This window comes from Cupriavidus sp. UME77 (assembly GCF_014170355.1).
Taxonomy (GTDB): domain Bacteria; phylum Pseudomonadota; class Gammaproteobacteria; order Burkholderiales; family Burkholderiaceae; genus Cupriavidus; species Cupriavidus basilensis.
Window position 1 is genome coordinate 72,464 of record NZ_LZZU01000043.1, and the last position, 24,849, is coordinate 97,312.

The 24,849-nt window shown below is 66.4% G+C and carries 24 protein-coding genes; 12 read left to right on the forward strand and 12 right to left on the reverse strand.

Features of this window, described 5'->3' with window-relative positions; translation table 11 throughout:
• Nucleotides 1-48: 48 nt before the first annotated feature.
• Together A9975_RS15500 and A9975_RS15505 are read right to left on the reverse strand one after the other, a co-directional pair.
• Nucleotides 49-615, reverse strand: coding sequence for a TetR/AcrR family transcriptional regulator (locus A9975_RS15500; protein WP_183033566.1), 567 nt, complete (start codon nucleotides 613-615; stop codon nucleotides 49-51).
• Between the two features lie 258 nt (nucleotides 616-873).
• Nucleotides 874-1,386, reverse strand: coding sequence for a copper resistance protein CopQ (locus A9975_RS15505; protein WP_183033567.1), 513 nt, complete (start codon nucleotides 1,384-1,386; stop codon nucleotides 874-876).
• Nucleotides 1,387-1,960: 574 nt separating this feature from the next.
• Here A9975_RS15505 and A9975_RS15510 point away from each other — a divergent pair.
• Nucleotides 1,961-2,284 carry a hypothetical protein gene (locus A9975_RS15510; RefSeq protein WP_150985789.1) on the forward strand — a complete coding sequence of 108 codons (324 nt, stop codon included), beginning with the start codon at nucleotides 1,961-1,963 and terminating at the stop codon, nucleotides 2,282-2,284.
• Between the two features lie 183 nt (nucleotides 2,285-2,467).
• Here the strand turns inward: A9975_RS15510 and A9975_RS15515 are convergent, their stop codons facing one another.
• Together A9975_RS15515 and A9975_RS15520 are read right to left on the reverse strand one after the other, a co-directional pair.
• Nucleotides 2,468-3,715, reverse strand: coding sequence for an NAD(P)/FAD-dependent oxidoreductase (locus A9975_RS15515; RefSeq protein WP_255503274.1), 1,248 nt, complete (start codon nucleotides 3,713-3,715; stop codon nucleotides 2,468-2,470).
• A gap of 49 nt (nucleotides 3,716-3,764) precedes the next feature.
• Nucleotides 3,765-3,905, reverse strand: coding sequence for a hypothetical protein (locus tag A9975_RS15520; protein WP_183033569.1), 141 nt, complete (start codon nucleotides 3,903-3,905; stop codon nucleotides 3,765-3,767).
• Nucleotides 3,906-4,019: 114 nt separating this feature from the next.
• Between A9975_RS15520 and A9975_RS15525 the strand changes: the two genes are divergently transcribed.
• The 6 genes from A9975_RS15525 (at nucleotide 4,020) to A9975_RS15550 (ending at nucleotide 10,499) form a co-directional block, all read left to right on the forward strand.
• Nucleotides 4,020-4,886, forward strand: a complete 867-nt coding sequence (locus A9975_RS15525; RefSeq protein ID WP_183033570.1) for a helix-turn-helix domain-containing protein — start codon at nucleotides 4,020-4,022, stop codon at nucleotides 4,884-4,886.
• A gap of 139 nt (nucleotides 4,887-5,025) precedes the next feature.
• Complete coding sequence (locus tag A9975_RS15530; RefSeq protein ID WP_174428401.1) at nucleotides 5,026-5,463, forward strand: MarR family winged helix-turn-helix transcriptional regulator; 438 nt, start codon at nucleotides 5,026-5,028, stop codon at nucleotides 5,461-5,463.
• Nucleotides 5,464-5,504: 41 nt separating this feature from the next.
• Nucleotides 5,505-7,031: an efflux transporter outer membrane subunit gene (locus A9975_RS15535; protein WP_183033571.1), complete on the forward strand. Its 1,527-nt coding sequence runs from the start codon at nucleotides 5,505-5,507 to the stop codon at nucleotides 7,029-7,031.
• Between the two features lie 66 nt (nucleotides 7,032-7,097).
• Nucleotides 7,098-8,363 carry an HlyD family efflux transporter periplasmic adaptor subunit gene (locus A9975_RS15540; RefSeq protein WP_183033572.1) on the forward strand — a complete coding sequence of 422 codons (1,266 nt, stop codon included), beginning with the start codon at nucleotides 7,098-7,100 and terminating at the stop codon, nucleotides 8,361-8,363.
• Between the two features lie 110 nt (nucleotides 8,364-8,473).
• Nucleotides 8,474-10,039 (forward strand): DHA2 family efflux MFS transporter permease subunit, encoded by a 1,566-nt coding sequence (locus tag A9975_RS15545; protein WP_183033573.1) that lies wholly within the window; start codon nucleotides 8,474-8,476, stop codon nucleotides 10,037-10,039.
• Nucleotides 10,040-10,061: 22 nt separating this feature from the next.
• A complete protein-coding gene (locus tag A9975_RS15550) occupies nucleotides 10,062-10,499 on the forward strand; it encodes a carboxymuconolactone decarboxylase family protein (RefSeq protein WP_183033574.1) in 438 nt (145 codons plus the stop codon).
• 61 nt (nucleotides 10,500-10,560) lie between these two features.
• Here the strand turns inward: A9975_RS15550 and A9975_RS15555 are convergent, their stop codons facing one another.
• Nucleotides 10,561-11,085 carry an Rrf2 family transcriptional regulator gene (locus A9975_RS15555; RefSeq protein ID WP_183033575.1) on the reverse strand — a complete coding sequence of 175 codons (525 nt, stop codon included), beginning with the start codon at nucleotides 11,083-11,085 and terminating at the stop codon, nucleotides 10,561-10,563.
• A 301-nt stretch (nucleotides 11,086-11,386) separates the two neighbouring features.
• Here A9975_RS15555 and A9975_RS15560 point away from each other — a divergent pair, with 301 nt between their 5' ends.
• Nucleotides 11,387-12,598: a globin domain-containing protein gene (locus A9975_RS15560; RefSeq protein WP_183033576.1), complete on the forward strand. Its 1,212-nt coding sequence runs from the start codon at nucleotides 11,387-11,389 to the stop codon at nucleotides 12,596-12,598.
• 96 nt (nucleotides 12,599-12,694) lie between these two features.
• On the opposite strand, the gene A9975_RS15565 is transcribed toward A9975_RS15560, so the two are convergent.
• Together A9975_RS15565 and A9975_RS15570 are read right to left on the reverse strand one after the other, a co-directional pair.
• Nucleotides 12,695-14,119: a heavy metal sensor histidine kinase gene (locus A9975_RS15565; protein WP_183033578.1), complete on the reverse strand. Its 1,425-nt coding sequence runs from the start codon at nucleotides 14,117-14,119 to the stop codon at nucleotides 12,695-12,697.
• Nucleotides 14,116-14,787 (reverse strand): heavy metal response regulator transcription factor, encoded by a 672-nt coding sequence (locus A9975_RS15570; protein WP_183033580.1) that lies wholly within the window; start codon nucleotides 14,785-14,787, stop codon nucleotides 14,116-14,118. Before A9975_RS15570 ends, A9975_RS15565 begins: the two co-directional genes overlap by 4 nt.
• Nucleotides 14,788-14,934: 147 nt before the next feature.
• On the opposite strand from A9975_RS15570, the gene A9975_RS15575 reads away from it, so the two are divergent.
• The 4 genes from A9975_RS15575 to A9975_RS15590 all read left to right on the forward strand — a co-directional run bounded on the left by A9975_RS15575 (nucleotide 14,935) and on the right by A9975_RS15590 (nucleotide 17,625).
• Complete coding sequence (locus A9975_RS15575; protein ID WP_183033582.1) at nucleotides 14,935-15,576, forward strand: hypothetical protein; 642 nt, start codon at nucleotides 14,935-14,937, stop codon at nucleotides 15,574-15,576.
• A 61-nt stretch (nucleotides 15,577-15,637) separates the two neighbouring features.
• Nucleotides 15,638-16,285 (forward strand): cytochrome b/b6 domain-containing protein, encoded by a 648-nt coding sequence (locus A9975_RS15580; RefSeq protein ID WP_183033584.1) that lies wholly within the window; start codon nucleotides 15,638-15,640, stop codon nucleotides 16,283-16,285.
• A gap of 29 nt (nucleotides 16,286-16,314) precedes the next feature.
• Nucleotides 16,315-17,067, forward strand: coding sequence for a molybdopterin-dependent oxidoreductase (locus tag A9975_RS15585; protein WP_183033856.1), 753 nt, complete (start codon nucleotides 16,315-16,317; stop codon nucleotides 17,065-17,067).
• Nucleotides 17,068-17,322: 255 nt separating this feature from the next.
• Nucleotides 17,323-17,625 (forward strand): hypothetical protein, encoded by a 303-nt coding sequence (locus A9975_RS15590; protein WP_183033586.1) that lies wholly within the window; start codon nucleotides 17,323-17,325, stop codon nucleotides 17,623-17,625.
• A gap of 11 nt (nucleotides 17,626-17,636) precedes the next feature.
• Here the strand turns inward: A9975_RS15590 and A9975_RS15595 are convergent, their stop codons facing one another.
• From A9975_RS15595 to A9975_RS15615, 5 genes are all read right to left on the reverse strand, one after another.
• Nucleotides 17,637-17,912, reverse strand: coding sequence for a type II toxin-antitoxin system RelE/ParE family toxin (locus tag A9975_RS15595; RefSeq protein WP_183033857.1), 276 nt, complete (start codon nucleotides 17,910-17,912; stop codon nucleotides 17,637-17,639).
• A gap of 5 nt (nucleotides 17,913-17,917) precedes the next feature.
• On the reverse strand, nucleotides 17,918-18,187 hold the full coding sequence (locus A9975_RS15600) for a CopG family ribbon-helix-helix protein (RefSeq protein ID WP_183033588.1): 270 nt from the start codon (nucleotides 18,185-18,187) through the stop codon (nucleotides 17,918-17,920).
• 201 nt (nucleotides 18,188-18,388) lie between these two features.
• The gene (gene purL, locus A9975_RS15605) at nucleotides 18,389-22,435 is read right to left on the reverse strand and encodes a phosphoribosylformylglycinamidine synthase (RefSeq protein WP_183033590.1); all 4,047 of its coding nucleotides are present in this window, start codon (nucleotides 22,433-22,435) and stop codon (nucleotides 18,389-18,391) included.
• Nucleotides 22,436-22,667: 232 nt separating this feature from the next.
• Nucleotides 22,668-24,608 (reverse strand): alkyl/aryl-sulfatase, encoded by a 1,941-nt coding sequence (locus tag A9975_RS15610; RefSeq protein WP_183033592.1) that lies wholly within the window; start codon nucleotides 24,606-24,608, stop codon nucleotides 22,668-22,670.
• A 30-nt stretch (nucleotides 24,609-24,638) separates the two neighbouring features.
• Nucleotides 24,639-24,812 (reverse strand): hypothetical protein, encoded by a 174-nt coding sequence (locus A9975_RS15615; protein WP_183033594.1) that lies wholly within the window; start codon nucleotides 24,810-24,812, stop codon nucleotides 24,639-24,641.
• Between the last annotated feature and the right edge of the window lie 37 nt (nucleotides 24,813-24,849).

Here is a 24,849-nt window from a genome sequence, read left to right on the forward strand (position 1 = left end):
GTCGGCTTTTTCACATGCCGGGAGCCAGCAGCGCGCTGCTTGTTCGTCCTACTCGGATACCGAAGCCATCAGCAGCTCGGCGGCGGACTCCAGCCGCTCAGGCGCCCCAAACAGCCGCGCAACGATCAAGCCGTTCTGCAGCGCGCCGTAGATCACCTGCGCCAGTGCGCGAGGCGTCACCGGATAGACCTTGCCGTATTCCTTCTGCGCGCGCTCGATCAGCCCCATCAGCCAGTTCTCGTTCATGCGGTAGAACGCCTTGAGTTCGGCGTGCACCGCCTCTGGCAGGCATAGCGTCTCGGTGGACAACATGCCCGCGAGGCAGATCTGGTCGCCGCAGGCCGCGGTACGCAGGAAGTTGAGGTAGCCCTCCGCCTGCGCGGCGGGGGAAAGCGAGGAATCCACGCTGCGCAGCCGCTCGGAGATGCGGGCGCTGTATTCCTTCACCGCCTCCAGCACCAGGTCGCCCTTGGCGGGGAAGTAATAATGGATGCTCGACGTCTTCACGCCGACCAGCTCGGCCAGGTCGCGATAGCTGAAACCATTGAAGCCGCGCCGGCGGATAAGCACCAGCGTGTGTTCGAGCAGTTGTTCGCGTACGGATTGCGTTTTCATAGCGCGATCTTATCTATCTATCGATAGATCCTCAAGCCAATTTCGTGTGCAGTCGCAACAAGCCGGCTCACGCCGGGAGCACTTGCGCCACCACGGTGATGGCAGAGCCACTGGCAACGCAGAGAACCACCCAGCCGGCCAGGATCAGGAAGCTGTCCCGTAAACTCATGATGCACCCCTACTCTATTTCACTCTCACTCTGTTTCCCAACCGCCATCGGACATCCAGGCGGCGATCGCCGGGATGCCCTTGCCGCACTCAGGCATTGGCGCCTTCGCTGAACACGTCGAACTTGCCGCCACGCGCGCCATCGGTGTAGGCGTCCACGCTGCGGGCCGGGCTGGCCGACACGCCGCTACGATCCAGGCCGGCAACGACGCGGGCACCATCCGTGTACGGGTCAGCCTTGCCGACGCGTGCGCCTTCGGTGAACGGGTCGAACTTGCCGCTGCGGACGCCATCGGTATAAGCATCCGCGCTGCGGGCCGGGCTGGCCGACACGCCGCTACGATCCAGGCCGGCCACGATGCGGGCACCGTCCGTGTACGGGTCAGCCTTGCCGACGCGTGCGCCTTCGGTGAACGGGTCGAACTTGCCGCTGCGCGCGCCGTCGGTGAAGGCGTCGGGCGTGGTGGTGCGGAACACGTAGCCGTACTTGTCACCCGAGAACGTGCTGTCCTTCGGGCCCGAAGCCTGGGCGGTGCCGGCAACGAACGCGGCAGCCAGAGCGGCGGCGGTGATCAGGCTCTTGGCGAAGAGGTTCGAGGTCATGATGTTCTCCATTTGCATTTGAGGACCCGCGCTTGGGCGGAATCGAATCGGTACGCTTTGGAACCCTTCGCTTCTCTTGCCTGTTATCTACTAGTAGATAGATAAGCCGGCCAAAAAAAACGGGGATTCCCCGGGTGATGCGCTGGATCCTCTTTCCTGCTTCAGCTTTCTCGCTGGGGCGGAGCAGCGGCTTCCATGTCGTGAATATTATCTACTGGTAGATAGATAGTCAAGGAGTTTTTCAGATCGGATGCCAGAAGGCCAAGATACCGCGCAAAGCGCACATGGGACAGGGCGCGGCCGAAAGGAAAGAGCGCAACAAGGATTTACAACGTTTTACTACGGCCTCCCCGGATTCACTCCTAGGATGAACTGTGCGGGACGCAGCATAGGCAGACGCGGGGCGGGCACTCATGCGCCCTGGGCCGCCTCCACTTGCGTGCCCCGCTGGCCCACCGAGGTTACCGCCCCAGCTTGCCTGGCGTGGCGCAGATGCCGGCTATTCCAGCCAGCCTGTGCCCGGGCGCTCCTCGCTGAACCATAGGCGACCACCTCCTTACCACCGGAGCAAGAGATGCGCAGAGTACTCACGTTGACGTTACTTGTCGCCGCCGCAACGGCTTCAGGCTTGAGCTATGGCCAGCAGAAGAAGTTCGACCCGTACACCGACGGGGCCAAGGCCGGCAAGGCCGATCCCTATACGGATGGGGCGAAAACCGGCAAGTTCGATCCGTACACGGATGGTGCGAAGCAATCCACGCAAATGGACCTGAATGCCACGCAAGGCAAGCCCGATCCCTATACGGACGGGGCCAAGGCCGGCAAGGCTGATCCCTATACGGATGGCGCCAAGGCCGGCAAGGCCGACCCGTACACGGACGGCGCGAAATCGAAGTAGCGAGCAGCCCAAAGGCGCGGCCACCCACGTTGCCGCGCCGCCGCGTGGCAATGCTCGCGCCTGGGCAATAGCGCCCCGGGTTCGGACCTTTGCAGCGGCCACCGCGCGCGGCCCCTTCGCTTGGCCGCGCGGGGTGCGCTTGTGCGCGTGAGGTCACGCCGCCCCCTTGCCCGATCTCCATGCCTAGCCGGCCAGGACCCGCTCCGCTTGCCGGCAGCTGGCGCCCAGCAACACCTCTGTCCCGCGCTGCGACGCCAGGATGGCGTGCGCGCTGTATGCACGCATCGCGGTTTCGTAGCCGCCAATGGCCGCCCGCAGCGAGCGGCGGCCGGCGGCGGCCTCGCCCAACTGCCGCGATAGCAGGAGCGCATCGTGCAGCGCCGTGTTTGCCCCCAGGCCGCCGGCCGGGCTCATGGCATGGATGGCGTCTCCCAGCACCGTGACGGCACTGCTTGGCCAGGCAGCGGGCACATCCGCCGTCCTGACGGGCACCATGGCCAGCGAGGCACGATCGCTCTGCTGGAACAGCGGGCGCAGCCCGGCATGCCATCCCGCCGTGATGCGTTCGAGGCGCGCGGCAAGCGCGTCCTGTTGCAACGCATCCCCGGCTTCCCAGCCGATGCCAAGGGTTTCGCGCGCGCCGACGATGGCCCAGTAGAGGTAGTCGCCGGGCATGCTCAGACGGTACCCCGCGGGCGGCGGGCGGAACCGCATCGGATCGATGATGACGGCCACGCCATCGCCAAAGACGATCGACGTCCTGGCTGGCAGCAAGCCGGAGAGCCGCTCCAGCGTGGCAGGCGTGGGATGGGTCTTGCCGTAGAGGCAGGCAAATCCGGTATCGGCCGGTGCCGCGCCCGGCAGGCGCCGCCGGCGCACCCTTGAATTAACGCCGTCCGCCGCGACGAGCAGGTCCGATACGGTGGATGAACCATCGGAGAAGCCCGTTTGCGCGCGCGAGTCGTCGCCTTCACGGTAACGCACGAACGCCTTGCCGAAATGCACCCGATCCTCGATGCCATGCATCAGGACTTCGCGCAGCGTCTGGCGATTCACGCTCAGGTCTTCCACCTGCGCATCGGCTTGCGCTTGCGCTTCTGCTTGCGCTGCGGCGGGCGCATCGCCACGGGCACGCCGCCACGACTCCACCCATCTGCCGCTGACGGCCTCGAGCCCGGTGTTCACTATGTTGACGCCGGCGGCGGGGATGGCGCTGGTCGACTGGAACACGCTGAACAACGCCGCCGGCAGGCAGCCCTTCAAGGCCTGCTGGCCCGCGTGGTCGATCCGGAGGCGGTAGCCCTGCGTACGGCTGGCCAGCGCGGCATCGCGCTCGTAGACATCGAAGGCAATGCCCCGCTGCTTGAGCCCTTGCGCCAGGCATAAGCCTCCCAGGCCAGCGCCGACGATGGTGATGTGCAGTGGTTTCATAGACACGGAAAATTTCGCGGTTTGGGCCATGACGCTGGTTCTGAAGCGCTCAACGCGCGGCTGCTCCGGGTGCCTGCGCATCCGCGGACGCATCCAGCGCAGTCTCGTCCAGCGCCCGCGCGGCCAGCGAAATCTGGCGGCTGGGTATTGCGGATATAGCCCGTACGGGGGGGATTGCGGTCTGCAGCATGTGGATCTCCTGCGGCGCGGGAAAGTGTGGATGGCGGCGCCTTGGCAACAAGTATCCGGCGGAAACAGGTAGACTCGATATCGTTATCCTGCCGATAAATAATGAATTCCAGCCATGTCATCGCATCCATCCCATCGTGCGTCTTACGCCAGCGTGGCGGCGGATACGGCAAGCCTGCTGGCCGCCTTTGCCGACACCAGCGAGCGCCCGGACGGCCCGGCCCTGATCGCCATGCGCGGCGCCGATAAGGCGGACAACGAATTCCGGCTCGGCACGCGTGAGCTGGGCTGGCACAGCCACGTGCGCGGCCAGCTGTTCTGCATCGACAACGGCCTGGTGCATGTCCGCACACGGCGCGGCTCCTGGCTGCTGCCCGCCCAGCGGGCTGGCTGGATGCCGCCGGGAGAAATGCACCGCGTCACGATCAGCGGCGTGCTGAGCGGCTGGAATGTGTGGATCGCGCCCGCCGCGGCGCAGGACCTGCCCAGCATGCCCTGCGTGGTAGGGACCAGCGATGTGATGCGCGCGCTGATCAGCCGCGCTGCGTCGTGGCCTTCGCCATTCACGCTGGACGCCGCACAAGAACGAATCACTGCGGTGCTGCTGGATGAGATCCGGCAGGCGCCACAACAACCCCTGCACCTGCCGCTACCGACCGACCGGCGCGCCTGCCGGATCAGCAACGCCATCCTGGCACAGCCCGACGACCACCGCAGCCTGGTGGAATGGGCGGCCTGGGCCGGCTTGTCTGCGCGCACGCTTTCCCGCCTGTTCCTGGGTGAGACCGGCCTGAGCTTTGCCAACTGGCGGCAGCAGGCCCGGCTCACACTGGCGCTGGAGCGGCTCGCGCGCGGCGAGGCCGTGGGCGAGGTTGCGCAGGCACTGGGCTACGCCACGCCAAGCAACTTCATCGCCATGTTCCGCCGAGCGTTTGGCGATTCCCCGGCCCGGTATTTCGCCAGCCGCGGGGTGAATGCGTAGCCATCCGCGCCGGCAAGCGGCACATTCGGAACCTGCCGGCCGCCCTCTCCGCACACGCTAAACAATGTAGATTCTGACCTTGAATTTATCTGACTTATCAAATATTATCCAGCCAGCGGACGAAAGACAGGAGGCAGCCATGAAGCACTACACGAAGGGGACTTTCAACCTGACAGAGAGCGTCGGCTTTTATCTCAACAAGGCCCGCAATCTTGTGCTGATGGAGATGGACGCTGCTCTGAAGGAACTGGATATCACCGCCCAGCAGATGGGCATCCTGCTGTCGCTGTCGCGCGGCACGGCCACCACCCCGTTTGAGTTGAGCAAGCTGCTGGTGATCGACACCGGCCTGATGACCCGCATCCTCGACAAGCTGGAGCACAAGGGCCTGTTGACCCGCTCGCGCAGCGTGGATGACCGCCGCGTGGTGAACCTGGAGCTCACCGCCAAGGGCCACAGCGTTGCCGACCAGATCCCGGAGATCGCCCCCGAGGTGCTCAATGCGCGCCTCAAGGATTTCAGCAAGAGCGAGTTCAACGAATTGTTGCGCCTGCTCGACAAATTCTCGGCCGCCTGAGCGCGCGTCTTTTTTTAACCATTTATCTGACAAATCAGAAAATGAAAACGCAGACTTCTCGAACGACCGGCCGCGCCCTGCGCTCCGCCAAGGTCCTGCCCCTGCTGCTCAGCGCCTGGCTGGCCGGCTGCGCCAGCTACGCGGGCATCTCCAGCGACAAGCACGTCGCCGAGCCCACCGCGCTGGAAACCACCGCCAGCCTGCCCGCCGAGCAAGGCCACTGGCCCGCGGCGGACTGGGCCGCCCAGTTCGGCGACGCGCAGCTGCGCGGGCTGATTGCCGAGGCGCTCGAAGGCAGCCCGTCGATCGACATGGCCAAGGCGCGCCTGGCCGCCGCCGCTGCCTACAGCGAAGGCGCCAATGCCAACACCTTGCCGCGCGTGGACGCCGGTTACGCCTTGACCCGCCAGCAGTACTCGGCCACGGCCATGGTGCCACCGCCCGTCGCGGGCTCCTGGCAGACCGAAAACCGTGGCGTGATCAGCGCCACCTATGAACTCGACCTGTGGGGCAAGAACCGAGAAGCGCTGGCCTCATCGGTCTCGGCCCGCCGCGCCGCCGAGGCGGAATCGGAGCAGGTCCGCCTGTCCGTCAGCTCGGCCGTGGCCCGCGCCTATAACGAACTGGCCCGCCTGTACGCCCTGCTCGACATCGCCCAGGACGAAGTCAGGCAGCGCAGTGCGCTGGCCCGCATCACCCACGCCCGCGCCGCCTCCGGCCTGGACACCGAAGTGGAACAGCGCACCGCCGACGCCAACCTCGACGCCAGCAACGCAGCGGTCACGGCGCTCAACGGCGCCATCCTCAATGCCCGCTACCAGCTGGGCGCCCTGCTCGGCCGCGGCCCGGACCGCGGGCTGGCCCTCGCGCGGCCCACGCTGAGCCCCGGCGATGCCGTACGCCTGCCGGACAACCTCCCGGCCGACCTGGTCTCGCGCCGCCCCGACATCGTTGCCGCACGGTGGCGCGTGGATGCCAGCACCCACGACATCAAGGTGGCCAAGGCCGGCTTCTACCCTGACATCAACCTGAGCGCCGCGATTGGCCTGGATGCCTTTGGCTTTGGCCGCTTTCTCACCGCCGCCAGCCGCACCGCCAGCGCCGGCCCGGCCATCCACCTGCCGATCTTCGATGCCGGCGCGCTGCGCGCGCAGTTGAAGGGCCGCTACGCGGAATTCGACATGGCAGTGGCGAACTACAACCAGACGCTGATCGGCGCCCTGACCGACGTGGCGACGCAACTGGCCCAGATACGCACGATCGATGCGCAACTGGTCGATGCACTGCGCGCCGAGCAGAACAGCCGCCGTGCCCGCGACCTGGCTCTTGCGCAATATCGCCAGGGCCTGACGACCCAGCTCACCGTGTTGAATGCGGAAACCAGCGCGCTGGCCCGCAACCAGGCCGTGGCCCAGCTGCGCATGACGCGCCGCGACCGCCAGATCGCGCTGGCGGCGTCTCTTGGCGGCGGCTACACGGATACGTCCGGCGTGGCGGCCACCGCGGTGGCCGCCACGCCGCCAGTCCTTCGCGCCGCCGCCCCGGGCGCTCCCGAACAGCCGCAGTAGCCGCAATTGCCATAACAACCGCTCAACGCCGATAACACCACCGATACAGCGACCAAGGTGATCAACATGACCGAAGCTACCCAGACCGAATCCACCGCCGACAACAACAGCAACACCGCCCCCGCCGGCAAGATGGCCACCCGCAGGCGCCTGCTTGCCGCGCTGGGCCTAGCCTCCTTGCTTGCCGCCGGCGGCTACAGTGCCTACTATTTCACCTACGCCGTGCATCACGAAGACACCGACGACGCCTACGTCAACGGCAACCTCGTGCAACTCACGCCGCAGGTCAGCGGCACCGTGATCAGCGTCAATGCCGACGACACGCAGATCGTCCAGGCCGGCGAAGCCGTGGTCAACCTCGACCCGGCCGATGCGCAGGTCGCGCTGGGCAACGCCCAGGCTCAGCTCGCGCAAACGGTGCGCCAGGTCAGCGCCCTCTACGTCAACAACAACGTCTACCAGGCCGCGATCCAGCAGCGCCAGGCCGACCTGGCCAAGGCCCGCGACGACTTCCAGCGCCGCAGCCAGGTGACGGAAACCGGGGCCGTGTCCGCGGAAGACGTGGCCCACGCCCGCGACGCGGTCAAGACCGCCGAGGCCGCGCTCGAAGCCGCCCGCCAGCAACTTGCCTCCAACCGCACCATGACCGACCAGACCACGGTCGCCGAGCATCCTGCCGTACAGGCCGCCGCCGCCAAGCTGCGCGACGCGCATCTCGCCCTGGCGCGCAACACGCTGCCGGCGCCCGTCACGGGCTATGTGGCGCGCCGCTCGGTACAGGTCGGCCAGCGCGTAGCCCCGGGCGCGCCGATGCTGGCCATCGTCCCGCTGGATGGCGTGTGGGTGGATGCCAACTTCAAGGAAGTCCAGCTCCAGCACATGCGAATCGGCCAGCCGGTTGTGCTGCGCGCGGACGTGTACGGCAGCAGCGTGCGCTATCACGGCCGCGTGGTGGGCTTCTCCGCCGGCACCGGCAGTGCGTTCTCGGCCTTGCCGGCACAAAACGCCACCGGCAACTGGATCAAGGTGGTGCAACGCCTGCCCGCCCGCATCGAGCTCGACCCGGCGGAGCTGCGTGCCCACCCGCTGCAGATCGGCTTGTCGATGCAGGTCGACGTGGACACCAGGGACCGCAGCGGCGCGCAACTCGGCGCGGTCAAGAAGACCACCTACAGCACCAATGTCTACCGTGGCTATGGGGAGCAAGCCGATGCTGAAATCGCTCGCATCATCGCGCTGAACAGCACCTCGGGCGCATCCAGCCAGGGCGCACAGGCCACCGCGGTTGCCGCGAAGACGGCTGAAAAGCCGGCCAAGGGCGCTGTCCTGTAATGCCTTGCCAGGATTTTTCTTCGTTATTTATCTGATAACTCAGATTCTTAAATGGCAACTAAATCCGGCAAGAGCCGGCCGACACCAGCCAGAAACCCGTCGAGTTCACCATGGAAAACGCCAACACAGCCGAACCGCTCCAGCCCCCGCCGCTTACCGGCGGCAAGCTGGTGCTAGCCACCTTCGCGGTAGCGCTCGCCACCTTCATGAACGTGCTCGACTCGTCGATCGCCAACGTGGCCATTCCCACCATCTCCGGCAACCTCGGTGTGTCGGTGGACGAAGGCACGTGGGTCATCACGCTGTTCGCCGCCGCCAACGCGGTATCGATCCCGCTCACAGGCTGGCTGACCCAGCGCATCGGGCAAATACGCCTGTTTGTCGGCGCCATCCTGCTGTTCGTGCTGTCATCCTGGCTGTGCGGCATTGCGCCCACCCTGCCGATCCTGCTGGCCGCGCGCGTGCTGCAAGGCGCCGTGGCCGGCCCGCTGATTCCGCTCTCGCAGGCCATCCTGCTAGGCTCGTATCCCAAGCAACGCAGCTCCACCGCGCTGGCGCTGTGGGCCATGACGGCTACCGTGGGCCCGATTGCCGGCCCGGCGCTGGGCGGCTGGATGACCGACCGCTACTCGTGGTCCTGGATCTTCTACATCAACATTCCCGTAGGCTTGTTCGCCGCCGCCGTCACCTGGATCATCTACCGCTCGCGTGAAACGCCGAAGCGCGCGCTGCCGATCGACAAGGTTGGCCTGGCTTCGCTCATCACCTGGGTGGCAGCGCTGCAGATCATGCTCGACAAGGGCAAGGATCTCGACTGGTTCCATTCGTCGCTGATCGTGGGCCTGGGTGTCGTTGCGTTGATCAGCTTTATCTTCTTCGTGATCTGGGAACTGACCGAGGAACATCCGATCGTCGATCTCAAGCTGTTTGCCGGGCGCAACTTCCTGGGCGGCACCGTGGCGATCTCGGTAGCCTACGGCGTATTCTTCGCCAACCTGGTCCTGCTGCCGCAATGGATGCAGCAGTACCTTGGCTACCCGGCCGTGAATGCCGGCCTGGTGACCGCGCCACTGGGCATCTTCGCCGTGATACTGGCGCCGGCGCTGGGCAAGATCATGCCGCGCTCCGATGCGCGGGTGCTGGCGACCATGGCCTTTGCCGGCTTCGCCGCAGTGTTCTTCATGCGCTCGGGCTACACCACCACCGTGGACACCTGGACGCTGGTGCTGCCCACGTTGTTGCAAGGCATCCCCACCGCGCTGTTCTTCGTGCCGCTGACCGCGATCATCCTGTCGGGGCTGTCGCCGGACAAGATTCCGGCCGCCGCCGGCCTGTCGAACTTTGTTCGCGTGTTCACCGGCGCGGTAGGGACATCGCTGGCCAGCACGGCCTGGAACGACCGCAATGTCCTGCACCACTCGCAACTCGCGGAGCAGGCCAGCCGGCACAACCCGGCCTTTGTGCACGCGCTGGAAGCCTTGCAGGCCACGGCCGGTTTCAGCCATGACCAGGCGATGGCGTTCTTCGAACGCAACCTCACCACGCAAGCCGCCATGCTTGGCTTGAACGATATCTTCTGGATCTCGGGCGTGATCTTCATCGTGATCATTCCGCTGATCTGGTTCACCAAGCCAGCCAAGGGCGGCAATGCTGCCGCTGGCGCGGCCGCGCATTGAAGGGATACGTAGAATGCAAACCATGGAACAACGTCTCGACTTCTACAAAGCCAACCCCGCCGCCATCAAGGCCGTGCTCGGCCTGGAAGAACGCATCGGCAAGAGCGGCCTGGAAAAACCGCTGGTAGAGCTGGTGCGACTGCGCGCCTCGCAGATCAATGGCTGCGCCTATTGCATCGACCTGCACACCACCGATGCGCGCAAGGGCGGCGAGAATGACCGCCGCCTGGCCACCCTGTCGGTCTGGCGTGAAGCGCCCTTCTTCACCGACCGCGAGCGCGCCGCGCTGGCCTGGACGGAAGCCGTCACGCTGGTCGCCCAGGATCATGTGCCCGATGCTGTCTGGGAAGCGGTTCGCCCCCACTTCGGCGACGCCGAGCTGGTCGACCTGACCCTGCTGATTGCCACGATCAACAGCTGGAACCGCTTCGCCATCTCGTTTCGCAAGACGCCGGCCTGAACCCGGGCCGGCCTCGCCCCGGCGCCGCTCCCGCCAACCGGGACACCGGCGCAACGCGGGCTTACTGCTCGCCGGCGCCCTCGGCGGTCGCCTGGGAGGCCTTGGCCTTGCGCGTCACGTTCTTGACCGGGATGCCGGTCAGGGTGGCCGCGCCGCCGTCGCCAAACGCCCGGGTGAGCGCCGCAGGCTTCTCCACCAGATCCTGCAGGCTATACGCGTCCAGCACCTCGAAATAAGCCCGCAACGCTGCGGACAGCACGCCGCGCAAGCCGCATACGCGGGTGATGATGCAGTGGTTATCGTCGCCCTGGAAGCATTCCACCAGGTTGAAATCCGACTCCATGGTCCGGATCACTTCGCCCACATTGATCTCCGAAGCCGGCCGCCCCAGCGCGATGCCGCCGGCGCGCCCGCGCACCGTATGCAGGAAGCCGGCCTGGCCGAGCTTTTGCACGATCTTGATCAGGTGGTTCTTGGGAATGCCGAACGCATCCGCGATGTGCTGGATGGTGACCAGTTCGCCCGGATGGACCGCCACATAGATCAGGGTCCGCAGACTGTAGTCGGTGTAGTCGGTCAGTCTCATGGAAAAGTCCGGTTTGCGGCGATGGTGTATGAGGTCGCCAGGATGGCGCTCCGGCAGGCATTGCGCCTCAGTGTGACGGTTGCCGCAGTCTAACATGGACCAAAGATGCATCTTTGCGCGCTGCCGCAAATTTTATGTTGCATTGCAAATGCATGTTTAATAAAATCGGTTTCAAGGCGTCGACACCTGACCGCGTCCAGGCAGAGCCGGGATTGCACCCAGACCGTACGCCGCCACCGCACCACGTTGCGGAGTCATTTTTCTTTTTTGTTGCATTTCACGCACATCTTTGGAGGTTGCCGTGCTGTCCGAACAATCGAGACCCCTGATCGACGCGAGCGTGCCCGTGCTGCGCGAACATGGCCTGGCCATTACCCAGACGTTCTATCGCAACATGTTTGCCGATCGGCCCGAGCTGACCAACCTGTTCAACATGGGCAACCAGGCCAACGGTTCGCAGCAGCAGTCGCTGGCTTCCGCCGTATTCGCCTACGCCGCCAACCATGGCGACAACAGCGCCCTGGCTCCGGTGGTCAGCCGCATCGTCCACAAGCATGCATCGGTCGGCATCAAGCCCAGCCACTACGCCATCGTCGCGCGCCACCTGCTCGGCGCCATCGGCGAAGTGCTCGGCGATGCCGCCACCCCGGCGCTGGTCGCCGCATGGGACGAAGCCTACTGGCTGCTCGCCGCCGAACTGATCGCCGCGGAAGCCCGCCTCTACGAGCGCGCGCAAACCGGCCCCGATCACCGCCAGCCCGTGCGCATCGTCGCGCGCGAAGAACAAAGCGCCGACATCACCGCCTTCACGCTCGAAGCCGTGGGCGGCACCACGCTGGCCGACTTCCTGCCCGGCCAGTACATCTCCGTGGTGGTGGAACTCACCCCCGGCGCCTTCCAGCAGCGCCAGTACAGTTTGTCCGACGCGCCCAACGGCAAGACCTGGCGCATCTCGGTCAAGCGCGACCGCGGCAATGGCGAGGACCTGCCCGCCGGCGCGGTCTCGAACTGGCTGCACGAAAACGCCCTTGAAGGCGACGTGCTGCTGGTCAGCCAGCCCTTTGGCGACTTCGCCCCGCGCATCGAGTCCAGCACCCCCATCGTGCTGCTCTCGGCCGGCGTCGGTGTCACGCCCATGATCAGCGCGCTGAACACCGTCGCGCAGCGCAATCCTTCACGCAAGGTCGTATTCGGCCACGCCGCGCGCATGGCCTCGCACGTGGCGCACCTGAAGGACGTCAAGCATGCCGCCCGCAAGCTGCCCAAGCTGCGCACGCACTTTTTCCTGGAATCCGAGGAGCCGGCGGAATTTCTGGCGCAACCCGCCCTGCCCGGCCGCATGGATATCGATGTGATTCTGGCCGACGATGAGCTTGCGGATGCGGACTTCTACCTGTGCGGGCCGCTGCCGTTCATGCAGGCACAGCGCGCGGCGCTGCAGGCGCGTGGCGTGAAGGCGGACCGGGTGCACCGGGAGGTGTTTGGGCCGGATCTGCTGGATACGCTGCTGTAACGCTGTTGCATCGCTGTTGTAGCGCTAGCAACGAAGCGGCAATGAAGCGCGCGGGGATCCCGCGCGCACGGCTGGCAGGCGCCAGCCGCCACAATTTCAGGCAGCCAACCCTTGCTGCCGCGGGAACCGCAGCGCAAACCGCACCAGCCCCGGCGCGGGACAACTGGCCTTCACGCCGCCGCCGTGCAGCACCATGATGGCCTTCACGATGGCCAGGCCGAGGCCGTTGGACTCCGTGACCCGGCTGCGCGCCGCATCGCCGCGATAAAAGCGGTCGAACAGGCGGTCGAGCTGGGCTTGCGGGATGGCCTCGCCCTGGTTTTCCACCGCAACGACGATGCCGTCAGGCTCTTCGGTACTGCTGAGCCGCACCACGCTGCCCGGCGCGCCGTAGCGCACGGCATTGACCACCAGGTTGTTGATGGCGCGGCGGCACAGCAGCGGATTGGCCCAGACCGTGCTGAGCGCCTCCACTTCGAACGTCATCGCCTTCTCGTCCGCCGGCCCTTCGAAATACTCGGCGATCTTGTTGAGCTCGTCAGGCAGCGACACCGGGGCGCGCTCGATAACCAGCCCGGCATGGTCGGCCTGCGCCAGGAACAGGATGTTCTCGGCGATATGGCCGAGCCGGTTCAGCTCCTCCAGGTTGGACTCGAGGACGTCCTGGTATTCCTCCGGCCGGCGCGACTGGCTCAGCGTGACCTGGGTCTGGCCGATCAGCGCGCCCACGGGCGTGCGGATCTCGTGGGCCAGGTCGGCGGAGAACTGGGACAGCCGTTCGTAGCCGTCGGCCAGCCGGTCCAGCATGGCGTTGAACGCGCCGACGAGGCCGCGCAGCTCGGCGGGGGCATCCCGCTCGTCCAGGCGCACCGCCAGGCTGGCCGGGCTGATCTCGGCGGCGCGCGCGGCGATGCCGCCAACCGGCTTGAGCCCGCGCCGGATGGCGAAGAAGGCGAGCGCGGTCGCCGCCAGCATGCCGACCAGCGCGGCCAGCACCACGCGGTCGCGGTAAGCGGCGAGCATCCGCACTTCGTTGCTCATGGGATGCGCGGCAATCACCTCGACCACGCCGCCATCCTCGCTGGAGCGCGCCATCGCGGCCGCCCAGTGCACCGGCACGCCGTTGTCCAGCCGGGTGCGCAAGATGCTGGCCGCGCTCGGGCCGGCGCCGTCGCCCGGCGCAGAGGCCTCAAGCTTTGCCGGCACCGGCAGGTTGTCCGGGTTGACGTGGATAAACGGCGGCTCGCCCGGCTTGCGGAAAATCAGCACGTCGCGCTCGGCGCCGAGCATGGATTCGAACAGCAAAGGCCGGTCCTTGAGCTCGCCGACGGTGTACACATCGCTGGCCAGCCGGCGGAAATGCGCCACGCGCCCGATCAGCTGCAGATCGGCGCGGGCCTCCATCGAGGTCTTGACGGACTGGTAGAAATACGCGCCCAGCGCGCCGATCACCACGCAGGCAATCGCGGCGAACGACAACGTGGTGCGCGCGGTCAGCGAGCGCGAGGACCAGGCTTTCACGCGCCCTCGCCGAAGGTATAGCCGATGCTGCGCACGGTATGGATAAGCTTCTTGTCGAAGGGCTGGTCGACCTTGGCGCGCAGCCGCTTGATGGCCACGTCGACGACGTTGGTGTCGCTGTCGAAGTTCATGTCCCACACCTCGGCGGCAATCAGCGTGCGCGACAGCGCCTCGCCCTGGCGCTTGACCAGCAGGTGCAGCAGCAGGAATTCCTTGTTGGTCAGCACGATCTCCACGCCCTGGCGCGTCACCTTGCGGCGCAGGACATCGAGCTTGAGGTCGGCGAATTCGAACAGCTCCGCCTCGCGCACCACGCCGCGGCGCAGCAGCGTGCGGATGCGCAGCACCAGCTCGATGAACGAAAACGGCTTGACCAGGTAGTCGTCGGCGCCGAGCTCAAGCCCGTGGATGCGGTCGTTGACATGGTCGCGCGCGGTCAGGAAGATCACCGGCAGGTCGCGCCGCGCGCGCAGCGCGCGCATGATTTCCCAGCCGTCGATGCCCGGCAGCATCACGTCGAGCACGACGAGGTCGTAGGCGTGTTCCAGCGCCATGTGCAGACCGTCCGTACCGGTGCGCGCGAGATCCACGGCGTAGCCGCTTTCGCGCAAACCCTTCTTGAGGTAATCGCCGGTCTTGGGGTCGTCTTCGATGACGAGGATGCTCATGATGCGCAATGCCATTCAACGATATGCCGCCATTCTAGCGGTGGCCGGAGCCCTGATTTATGACTTTTTTGTCATCAAAAAGTCACCCGAGCGACCCGGCCATCACCCTAACCTAGGTAGCACTTTCCACGCACCAGGAGTTCCAGGATGAAGATCGTTTCGAGCATGTTGACGCGTACCTTGGTGGCCCCGGCGCTGCTCGCCGGCGCCATGTTTGCCGCTGCGCCCGCAGTGCTGGCGCAGCCCGCTCCCGCCGCCACGCCGACCGGCGTGCGCGGCACCGTGACCGCCTTCGCCGGCGACACGCTGAAGGTGCGCACGCGGTCGGGACAGGACCTGGACGTGGGCCTGACCAAGGACACGGCGGTGCGCGCGGTGACGCTGGCGAAGGTCGATGAGATCAAGCCCGGCAGCTATATCGGCTCGGCCGCCGTGCCGCAGGCGGATGGCTCGCTCAAGGCGCTCGAGGTGCACGTGTTCCCGCCGAGCATGCGCGGCAGCGGCGAGGGCCACCGTGCGTGGGACCTCGGCAAGAACAGCAGCATGACCAACGGCACCGTGGGCAACGTGGTGGTCAGCAACGGCCGTACCATCACCGTGAAGTACCCCGACGGCGAAAAGCGCATCGTGATCCCCAACGACGTGCCCATCGTCAACCTGGAACCCGGCGACCGCTCCTTGCTGGTCCCTGGCGCGCATATCGTGCTGTTTGCCAGCAAGGGCGCCGACGGCGGGCTGACCGCGCGCTTTATCTCGGCCGGCAAGCAAGGCGTGGTGCCCCCGATGTAAGACCCGCCCGGGCCGGCGCCGTCCGGCCTGGATCCTTGCTGTCCCGCCAACGTTCCCTGTCATGCGCAAGCTCCCCTCCTCCGCCCCCGCGCGGCGCGCCATCGTCCATCCGCTGGTCGTGCGCGCCACGCACTGGATCAACGCCTTCGCCATGGCCTGCATGGTGATGAGCGGCTGGGCGATCTACAACGCATCGCCGCTGTTTCCCTTCAAATTCCCGGCCTGGGCGACGGTGGGCGGCTGGCTGGGCGGCTCGATCGCATGGCATTTCGCGGCCATGTGGCTGTTGGCCGCCAATGGCCTGGTCTACCTGCTTTATGGTCTCGCCACGCGGCATTTCCGGCGCCACTTCCTGCCGCTGAGCGCGCGCGGCGTCCTGCGTGACGCGTCGCTTGCCATCCGGCTGCGCCTGCCGCATCGGCCCGGCGCCTACAACGCGGTGCAGCGGCTGATGTATGTGGCGGTGCTGCTGCTGGGCGTGCTGGTGGTGGCATCCGGGCTGGCCATCTGGAAGCCCGTGCAGCTGGACTGGCTGGCGACGCTGTTTGGCGGGTTCGACACTGCGCGCCACGTGCATTTCCTCGCCATGGCGGGGATCGTGGGTTTTGTGGTAATTCACCTGGCGCTGGTCATCCTGGTGCCGGCCACCTTGTTGCCAATGTTGACCGGACGCGCCGGGCGCGCTGGCCATGGAGATGTCCAAGCATGAGCGCCCCCAACGATGACAAGCGGATCGTCATGCCGGCCTCGGAGCCGCCAAGCGCGGCTGATTTCAAGCCCCAGCTCGTGCAGCTCCAGCGACGCCTGTTGCTGCGCTCCTCGCTCTCGCTAGGCGCCCTGTCCATGCTGGCGGGCTGCACCTTGCAGGATGGCGACGCCGTGGACAAGGTGCTGTGGTCGATGTCGCGCTGGAACGATCGCGTGCAGGCCTGGCTGTTCAACCGCAACCGGCTCGCACCCACCTACGCGCGCAGCCAGATCACGCAGCCCTTCCCGTTCAACGCCTTCTATCCTGAGTACGACGTGCCGGAGGTCGACGGTGCCGGCTACCGCCTCGAAGTCTCCGGGCTGGTCGCCGACAAGCGCGCATGGAGCCTGGCGCAACTGCGCGCGCTGCCGCAGGCGGGGCAGATCACGCGGCATATCTGCATCGAAGGCTGGAGCGCGATCGGCGAATGGCGCGGCGTTGCGCTGCGCACCTTCCTGGAGCGCATCGGCGCGGACACCACCGCCCGCTATATCGGCTTCAAATGCGCGGACCGCTATTACTCCAGCCTCGACATGGAAACCGCGCTGCACCCGCAGACCATGCTGGCACTGGATTTTGGCAGCGAGCCGCTGCCCGCCCGGTATGGCTACCCGCTCAAGCTGCGGGTGCCGACCAAGCTCGGCTTCAAGAACCCCAAGCATATCGCCGCGCTCTTCGTGACCAACGAGAACCCGGGTGGTTACTGGGAAGACCAGGGGTATAACTGGTTCAGCGGGCTGTAGGACAACTAGGACAACAAAGCCCCGCCGCCGGCAAGTGACGAACTCCGGGTGATGCACTGTATGCCGGGCACCAAACACGGCGTGTGGTGTGCGCGCTGCCGCACTCCCAAAGCGCGCCGAGCATTCCCACGGTCGCCGCACATGGGTAATATCAAGGCCATGCGTGCCGCCGCCACCCTGGCCGACACGCAGCCTGGATAGCGCAAGCCCGCCTGACCTCCCGCCGCGGGCACCGGCACGCGAACGAGGGAGACCATGGCTTCAGTGGCATCATCGGCATCAGGCGGCAGCCCCTACCGGCAACTCTGGCACCTCACATCCGAAGGATGGGGCTACTGCGCGCTCGGCACCTTCAGCCACGATGGCCTGCCCCCGGAATGGCGCGCCGTGCTGCCCATGCTGCCGTTGCGCGACCGCTACTCCCCCGTGAAAGCCGCCCGCATGGTGCTGGTCACCATGCAGATCCGCGGCGCGGCGCCGGCATCGGCCAGGCAATCGGATCCGCAGCGGCCGTTGTATTACGTTTATCAGGCCTGGAGTACGCGGCGGGTAGCTTGAGGCAAGTCGTCTTAGCGATCTTCTCGGGTATGCCACACCCGCAGCACGTAGATTGTCGAATCCTGAATCTCATAGCGCATCTCATAGTGCCCCACAAGAATCCGCCGCACCTCGCGGGGTTCGAATTCATCAAGCTGCTCACCGATGCGTGGGTGAGCCAGAAAACTTGCAGGTGCTGCGGCGAGAGCCTGGACTGTTCGTGCAGCTGCCTGCTTATTCACAGGGGCCAAAAACTCGTACAGGCGAGTCAGGTCGGAGAGCGCCTTGCTGGTCCACTTAAGGTCCATCAGCATCAGCGCGAGACCGGCGGGGGCGTGTCCGTGCCGAGACCATCGGCCCAAGCCTGAACGGCCTGATGATCGATAACGCGACCTGCATCCACGTCGGCCAAAGCCTCACGTGTCAGACGGCTGCGCTCTTCCTCCTGATCGATCCAGGCAGATAGGGCCTGCTTCATGATCCAGCCGCGCGAGCGCTCCAGGCGGGTCGCCAACTGATCGACCTTCTCGGCCAGTGGCAACGGCACATGCACGGTCAGCACCTTGGTTTCGGTCTGGGCCATATGTAGTCCTTTTCGATGCGGGTTGAATCACAGTGAATCATAGCGATTAATGATGGCCTGTCCAAACCAAAGGTCTTGTTTGGGTATTTTTCAGCACTTATCTGAGGCAGCCAACCCGCTCAGTGAATCCCGCATCGACAAAAGGAAAAGCCCGCGCGAAGCGGGCTTTTCCTTTCTACAGCGCGAAAAACAGCAGGCCGATCAACCCACCCACTTGCGCGCGTTGCGGAACATGCGCATCCACGGGCTGCCGCCATCTTCCACCTGCTTCCAGGCGTCCGGCGCCCAGCTCATGGTGGCGGTGCGGAACACGCGCTCCGGGTGCGGCATCAGCACGGTGAAGCGGCCATCGGTGGTGGTCACCGAGGTAATGCCGTCCGGCGAGCCGTTCGGGTTCAGCGGGTAGGTTTGCGTCGGCGCGCCGTGGTTGTCCACGAAACGCAGCGCCACCTGGGCCTGGCTCTTGTCGCCTTGCTGCGAGAAGTCGGCGAAGCCTTCGCCGTGCGCCACCACGATGGGGATGCGGCTGCCTTCCATGCCGGCGAAGAAGATCGACGGCGAGGATTGCACTTGCACGGTGACGTAGCGCGCTTCGTACTGCTCCGACTGGTTGCGGGTGAACTTGGGCCATGCGCCCGCGCCGGGGATGATCGGGGCCAGGTTGCTCATCATCTGGCAGCCGTTGCACACGCCCAGCGCGAAGGTGTCCTGGCGGTTGAAAAACGCCGCGAACTGCTCGGCCATCTGCGCGTTGAACAGGATGGTCTTGGCCCAGCCTTCACCGGCGCCCAGCACGTCGCCGTAGCTGAAGCCGCCGCAAGCGACAAAGCCGGAGAAGTCAGCCAGGTTGGCGCGCCCGGCGATCAGGTCGCTCATGTGGACGTCGTGCGTGTCGAAGCCGGCGCGGTCCATGCTGTACGCCATTTCGATCTGCGAGTTGACGCCCTGCTCGCGCAGGATCGCCACGCGCGGACGCGCGCCGGTGGCCACGAACGGTGCGGCGATGTCTTGCGCCGGATCGAAGGTCAGGACAGGCGAGATACCCGGGTCCGCCGCGTCGAGCACGCGATCGTATTCGCTGTCGGCGCAAGCCGGGTTGTCGCGCAGGCGCGCGATGCGCCAGCTGACTTCGCTCCAGGTGCGCTGCAGCTCGCTGCGCGCGGCGCCGAAGACCTTCTTGGCGTCACGGTAGATCTCGATCTGGTCGGTGGCATTGGGCTTGCCCACCACGTGGCTGCAGGCCGACAGGCCAACTTCGCGCAGCACCGCGAACACGGCATCGCGCTCTTCCTGGCGGACCTGGATCACCGCGCCGAGCTCTTCCGAGAACAGTGCGCGCAGGGTCTGCTCGTCGCGGCGGCCGGAGATTTGCTGCGCCCAGTTCTTGGCGTCGCCGAAGTCCTGTTCCTGCACGGGGTCCAGCGCCAGCATGTCGACGTTGAGCGACAGGCCACAATGGCCGGCAAAGGCCATCTCGGCCAGCGCTGCCATGAAGCCACCGTCGGAACGGTCGTGGTATGCCAGCAGCTTGCCGTCGCGGTTCAGGCGCTGGATCACGTTGAAGAAGTTCTTCAGGTCTTCGGCGCTGTCCACGTCCGGCGTGGTATTGCCAACCTGCTGCGTCACCTGCGCCAGGATGCTGCCGCCGAGACGGTTCTTGCCACGGCCGAGGTCGATGGCGATCAGCACGCTGTCGCCCGCATCGGTGCGCAGTTGCGGGGTCAGGGTGCGGTCGGTGTCATCCACGGCGGCAAACGCCGAGATGATCAGCGAGACCGGCGCGACCACTTCCTTGTCGACGCCATCGTCCTGCCACTTGGTGCGCATGGACAGCGAATCCTTGCCCACCGGGATGCTGATGCCCAGCGCCGGGCACAGTTCCATGCCGACCGCGTGCACCGTGTCGTACAGCTTGGCGTCTTCGCCGTCCACGCCGCAGGCGGCCATCCAGTTGGCAGACAGCTTGACCTTGCCCAGGTCCTTGACCGGCGCGGCGGCCAGGTTGGTCAGCGCCTCGCCGATGGCCATGCGGCCCGAGGCGGGGGCGTTGATCACGGCCAGCGGCGTGCGCTCGCCCATGGTCATGGCTTCGCCGGCGCGGCCCTTGTAGTCGAGCGTGGTCACCGCCACGTCGGCCACCGGCACCTGCCAGGGGCCGACCATCTGGTCGCGTGCGTTCATGCCGCCAACCGTGCGGTCGCCGATGGTGATCAGGAACGACTTGCTGGCCACGGTCGGGTGGCGCAGCACGTCGCGCACGGCCTTGTCCAGCGCGATGCCGGTCACGTCCACCGGGGGCAGGCTTTGCTCCACGTGCTTGACGTCGCGGTGCATGCGCGGCGGCTTGCCCAGCAGCACGTCCATCGGCATGTTCACGGCATAGTGTTCCTTGAGCGCCGCGTCGACATGCGCATCGACCAGCTGCAGCTGCTGCTCTTCGGTGGCGATGCCCACCACGGCAAACGGCGAACGCTCGCGCTGGCACATGGTCTGGAACAGCGGGAAGGACTCCGGCGCCACCGCCATCACATAGCGTTCCTGCGACTCGTTGCACCAGATCTCGGCCGGGCTCATGCCCGACTCTTCCAGGTGCACTTGGCGCAGGTCGAAGCGCGCGCCGCGGCCTGCGCCGTCCACCAGCTCGGGGAAGGCATTGGAGATGCCGCCCGCGCCCACGTCGTGGATCGACAGGATGGGGTTGTCGTCGCCAAGCTGCCAGCAGGCGTTGATGACTTCCTGCGCGCGCCGCTCCATTTCCGGGTTGCCGCGCTGGACCGAATCGAAGTCCAGGTCGGCCGTATTGGTGCCGGTCGCCATCGAGCTGGCGGCGCTGCCGCCCATGCCGATGCGCATGCCCGGGCCACCCAGCTGGATCAGCAGCGAGCCGGCCGGCAGCGCCTTCTTGTGCGTGTGGCCGGCATCGATATTGCCGATGCCGCCGGCGATCATGATCGGCTTGTGATAGCCGCGCACGGTGCCGCCCACGTTTTGCTCGTAGACGCGGAAGTAGCCGCCCAGGATGGCGCGGCCGAATTCATTGTTGAACGCGGCGCCGCCAAGCGGGCCTTCGGTCATGATCTGCAGCGGCGAGGCGATGCGGTCCGGCTTGCCGGTCACGCTCACCTTGTCGTCCGGGTTGCGGTGCGCCACCGGCTGGGCGGCGTCGCGCGCGTTTTCCCAGCCTTCCACGGCGTCGGGCAGCATCAGGTTGGAGACCGTGAAGCCGGTCAGGCCAGCCTTGGGCTTGCCGCCGCGGCCGGTGGCGCCTTCGTCGCGGATTTCACCGCCGGCGCCGGTGGAGGCACCGGGGAACGGCGAGATGGCGGTCGGGTGGTTGTGCGTCTCCACCTTCATCAGCGTGTGGGTCAGCGCCTCATGGCGGCCGTACTTCTGCTCGGTGCCGCGCGGGAACCAGCGCTCGGCCACATCGCCTTCCATCACCGCGGAGTTGTCCGAGTACGCCACGATCGACCCTTGCGGGTTGAGCTGGTGGGTATTGCGGATCATGGCGAACAGGGATTTGTCCTGCTGCACGCCGTCGATGGTCCAGGTGGCGTTGAAGATCTTGTGGCGGCAGTGCTCGCTGTTGGCCTGCGCGAACATCATCAGCTCGACGTCGGTCGGGTTGCGCTCCAGCTTGGCGTAGGCGTCCACCAGGTAGTCGATCTCGTCTTCCGACAGGGCCAGGCCCATTTCGGTATTGGCTTGCGCCAGCGCGGCGCGGCCACCGGAGATGTCGATGAAGCGCAGCGGCTTGGCCGGCAGTTCCTGGAACAGGCCGGCGGCGTCTTCACGCGAAGCCACCACGCTTTCGGTCATGCGGTCGAACAGGTGGGCTGCCACCGCGGCACGCGTGCCGGCGTCCAGCGTCTTGCGCCCGCGCAGCAGGCCCTTCTTGCAGATCACGGTGATCTCGATGCCGCGCTCGATGCGGTGCACGTGCTCGAAGCCGCAGTTATGCGCGATGTCGGTCGCCTTGCTGGCCCACGGCGAGATGGTGCCGAAGCGCGGAATCACCACAAAGCGATCACCGTCGGTTTGTGCCTCGAAAGGCGCGCCATAGGTCAACAGCGCGGCGATGCGGGCGCTGTCGTCTTGCGACAGCGGCACGTCGGTGTCGACAAAATGCAGGAACTGGCCGTGCACCGACTCGATGTCGGCGTCGATCTGCTTGAGGGCGGTGAGCAGGCGTTGCTGGCGAAAGGCGGAAAGCGCCAATGCACCGGGGAAGCACGAGAAATGCGCCATGGTCTGAGCGGTCGGGAGGGCAGGAGGTAGGGGCTGCTACCGGCCGGCGCCGCTGGTTGGGGCGCCGTGCTGGCGGGAAACCGGGATTATACCTTGTCGAGAGGGGGTTCCCGCGTTGCAGCAGAGGTGGCTTGACGGACAAAAGGCGGTGGTGGCCCGGACAAGCTCCGCAGCCATCACGCGGGCCGGGCGACATCCGGGCCAATTGCGCCTCACAAGCCACTTAAATCACCTAAACCCAATCCGGCCAAGGGGCCGCGTCCACCACCGGGAAGCTGCCGCTGAACTGGTCCAGCAAGCCCATGAAGCGCGGCAGCAGCGACACATCGCCGCGCAGCGTGAGCCGGCCTTGCGCCACGGCCTCGGCCGCCGTCCAGCGCCGGGTCAGGATGGCGTCGAGCGTGTCGCGGCTGGTCTCGATGACCACGTCCGCCTTGTCCGCCTTGTCCGCCACATCGGCCGCCTCCACCTGCAGGCTGCTCAGCGCGCAGTTCGACAGCGTGCTCACCCAATGCTCGCCGCTGTCGGTGAACTGCCAGCCGATCTGGCACGCCATGCCCTGCGCGCGCTGGCCGTGGATGCGCACCGCCAGCGCGTCGAACAACAGCTCGTTGCTCATCGAGCCCATCAGCGCGTTGGCCGGCGGCCCCTGCGGATTGGCCTGCGGCGGCCCTTCGCGATACTCGCGCGCGGCCAGCAGGTAGGCATTGCGCCACGTCGCCGATTCGGCCTGGAAGCCCATCTGCTCCAGCGCGCGAGCCGCCAGCTCGCGCGCCTCGGCGTGCGCGGGATGCGCGTAGACCGCGTGCTTGAGCACCTCGGCCACCCAGCGGAACTCGCCGCGCTCGTAGTCGGCGCGGGCCTTGGCCATCACGGCGTCGATGCCGCCCATGTATTCCAGGTGCTTGCGCGCGGCGGCCACCGGTGGCAGCGCATGCAGGTTGGCCGGATGCGCGTCGTACCAGCTCAGGTAGTGCTGCACGATCGCCTTGACGTTGTGCGACACGGTGCCGTAGTAGCCGCGCGTGTGCCAGCGCCTGGCCAGCGACTCCGGCAGTTGCAGCCCTTCGGCGATCTCGCTGGCCTTCAGGCCGTGGCTCATCAGCCGCACGGTCTGGTCGTGCAGCACGCGGTACAGGTCGCGCTGCTCGGACAGGAAGCGCCGGGCGCGCTCCGCGCCCCAGGTCGGCCAGTGGTGCTGGGCCAGCACCACCTCGGTACGCGGGCCGTAGCGGCGCAGCGCGCGGTGCAGGTACTTGGACCACGCCAGCGCGTCGCGCACCTTGGCGCCACGCAGCGGGCACAGGTTGTGCAAGTTGTGGGTAGCGTTCTCGGCCAGGTTGAGCGCGCCCTCGGACGGGATGAACAGGTGCATCTCGGAGGGCGCCTCGGTCTCAGGCGTGAGCTGGAACTCGATCTCCAGCCCGTCGATCACGTGGATCTCGTGCTCGGCCTCGATCGACAGCGTTGGCGCGATCAGCGTCGAGCGGCCCATGGGCAGCGTCTTGCCCAGGCCGGCATCCACCTGCGCGGCCGGCCCTTTGGCCAACGTGTGGCCAAACTGGAACTGCGCGCGACGCGCCATGGCCACGCCGCCGATCACGTTCTCGGCGATAGCGTGGTGCATGAAGCCGGAGGGCGCGATCACCTGGACCCGCCCGGCGCGCACGTCGGCCTCGTCCACCAGCCCCGCCACGCCGCCAAAGTGGTCGGCGTGGCTATGGCTGTAGATCACGGTGTGCAGCGTGCGGTTGCCGCGATGCGCCCGGTACAGCGCGAGCGCCGCTGCGGCGGTCTCCGGGCAGGTCAGCGCGTCCAGCGCGATCACGCCGGTGTCGCCTTCGATAAAGGTGATATTGGCGATATCGAACCCGCGCACCTGGAAGATGCGCGGCGTGACCTGGAACAGGCCGTGGATGCGGTTCAGGCGCGCCTGCCGCCACAGGCTGGGGTTGACGGTATCCGGCGCCTCGGCGGCGTCGAGAAAGCCGTAGGCCTCCATGTTCCACACGCCGTGCCCGTTGGCGCGCGCCACCTTGGCATTGGGGATGGTGCCGACAAAGCCGCGCTGCGCGTCTTCCCAGTCCTGCTCGTCGTGCTCCGGCAACTCGCGCGCCAGCAGGCGATGAAAGTCAGCCGTGGCCGCGTGGGCACAGCTTGCGTTGTCCGGCATGGGATCTCCTTGGTGGCTCGTTGACGATGCTCAGGCAAGCCAACCCGCGCCGCCAATCGCGGCATCAACAGCGCCGGGATCGGTCAGCACAGCATGAATCGGCACGCCCTGCCATGAATGACCGAACGCAACCCGCTTGTAAACGCAAAGGGCGGCTTCGCCGCGATGTGCATGGCGCGAATAACCTGAACAGGAATTGGGCATTCATTCTTTGTCGCACCCTGCGTTCACGTTATCGGTA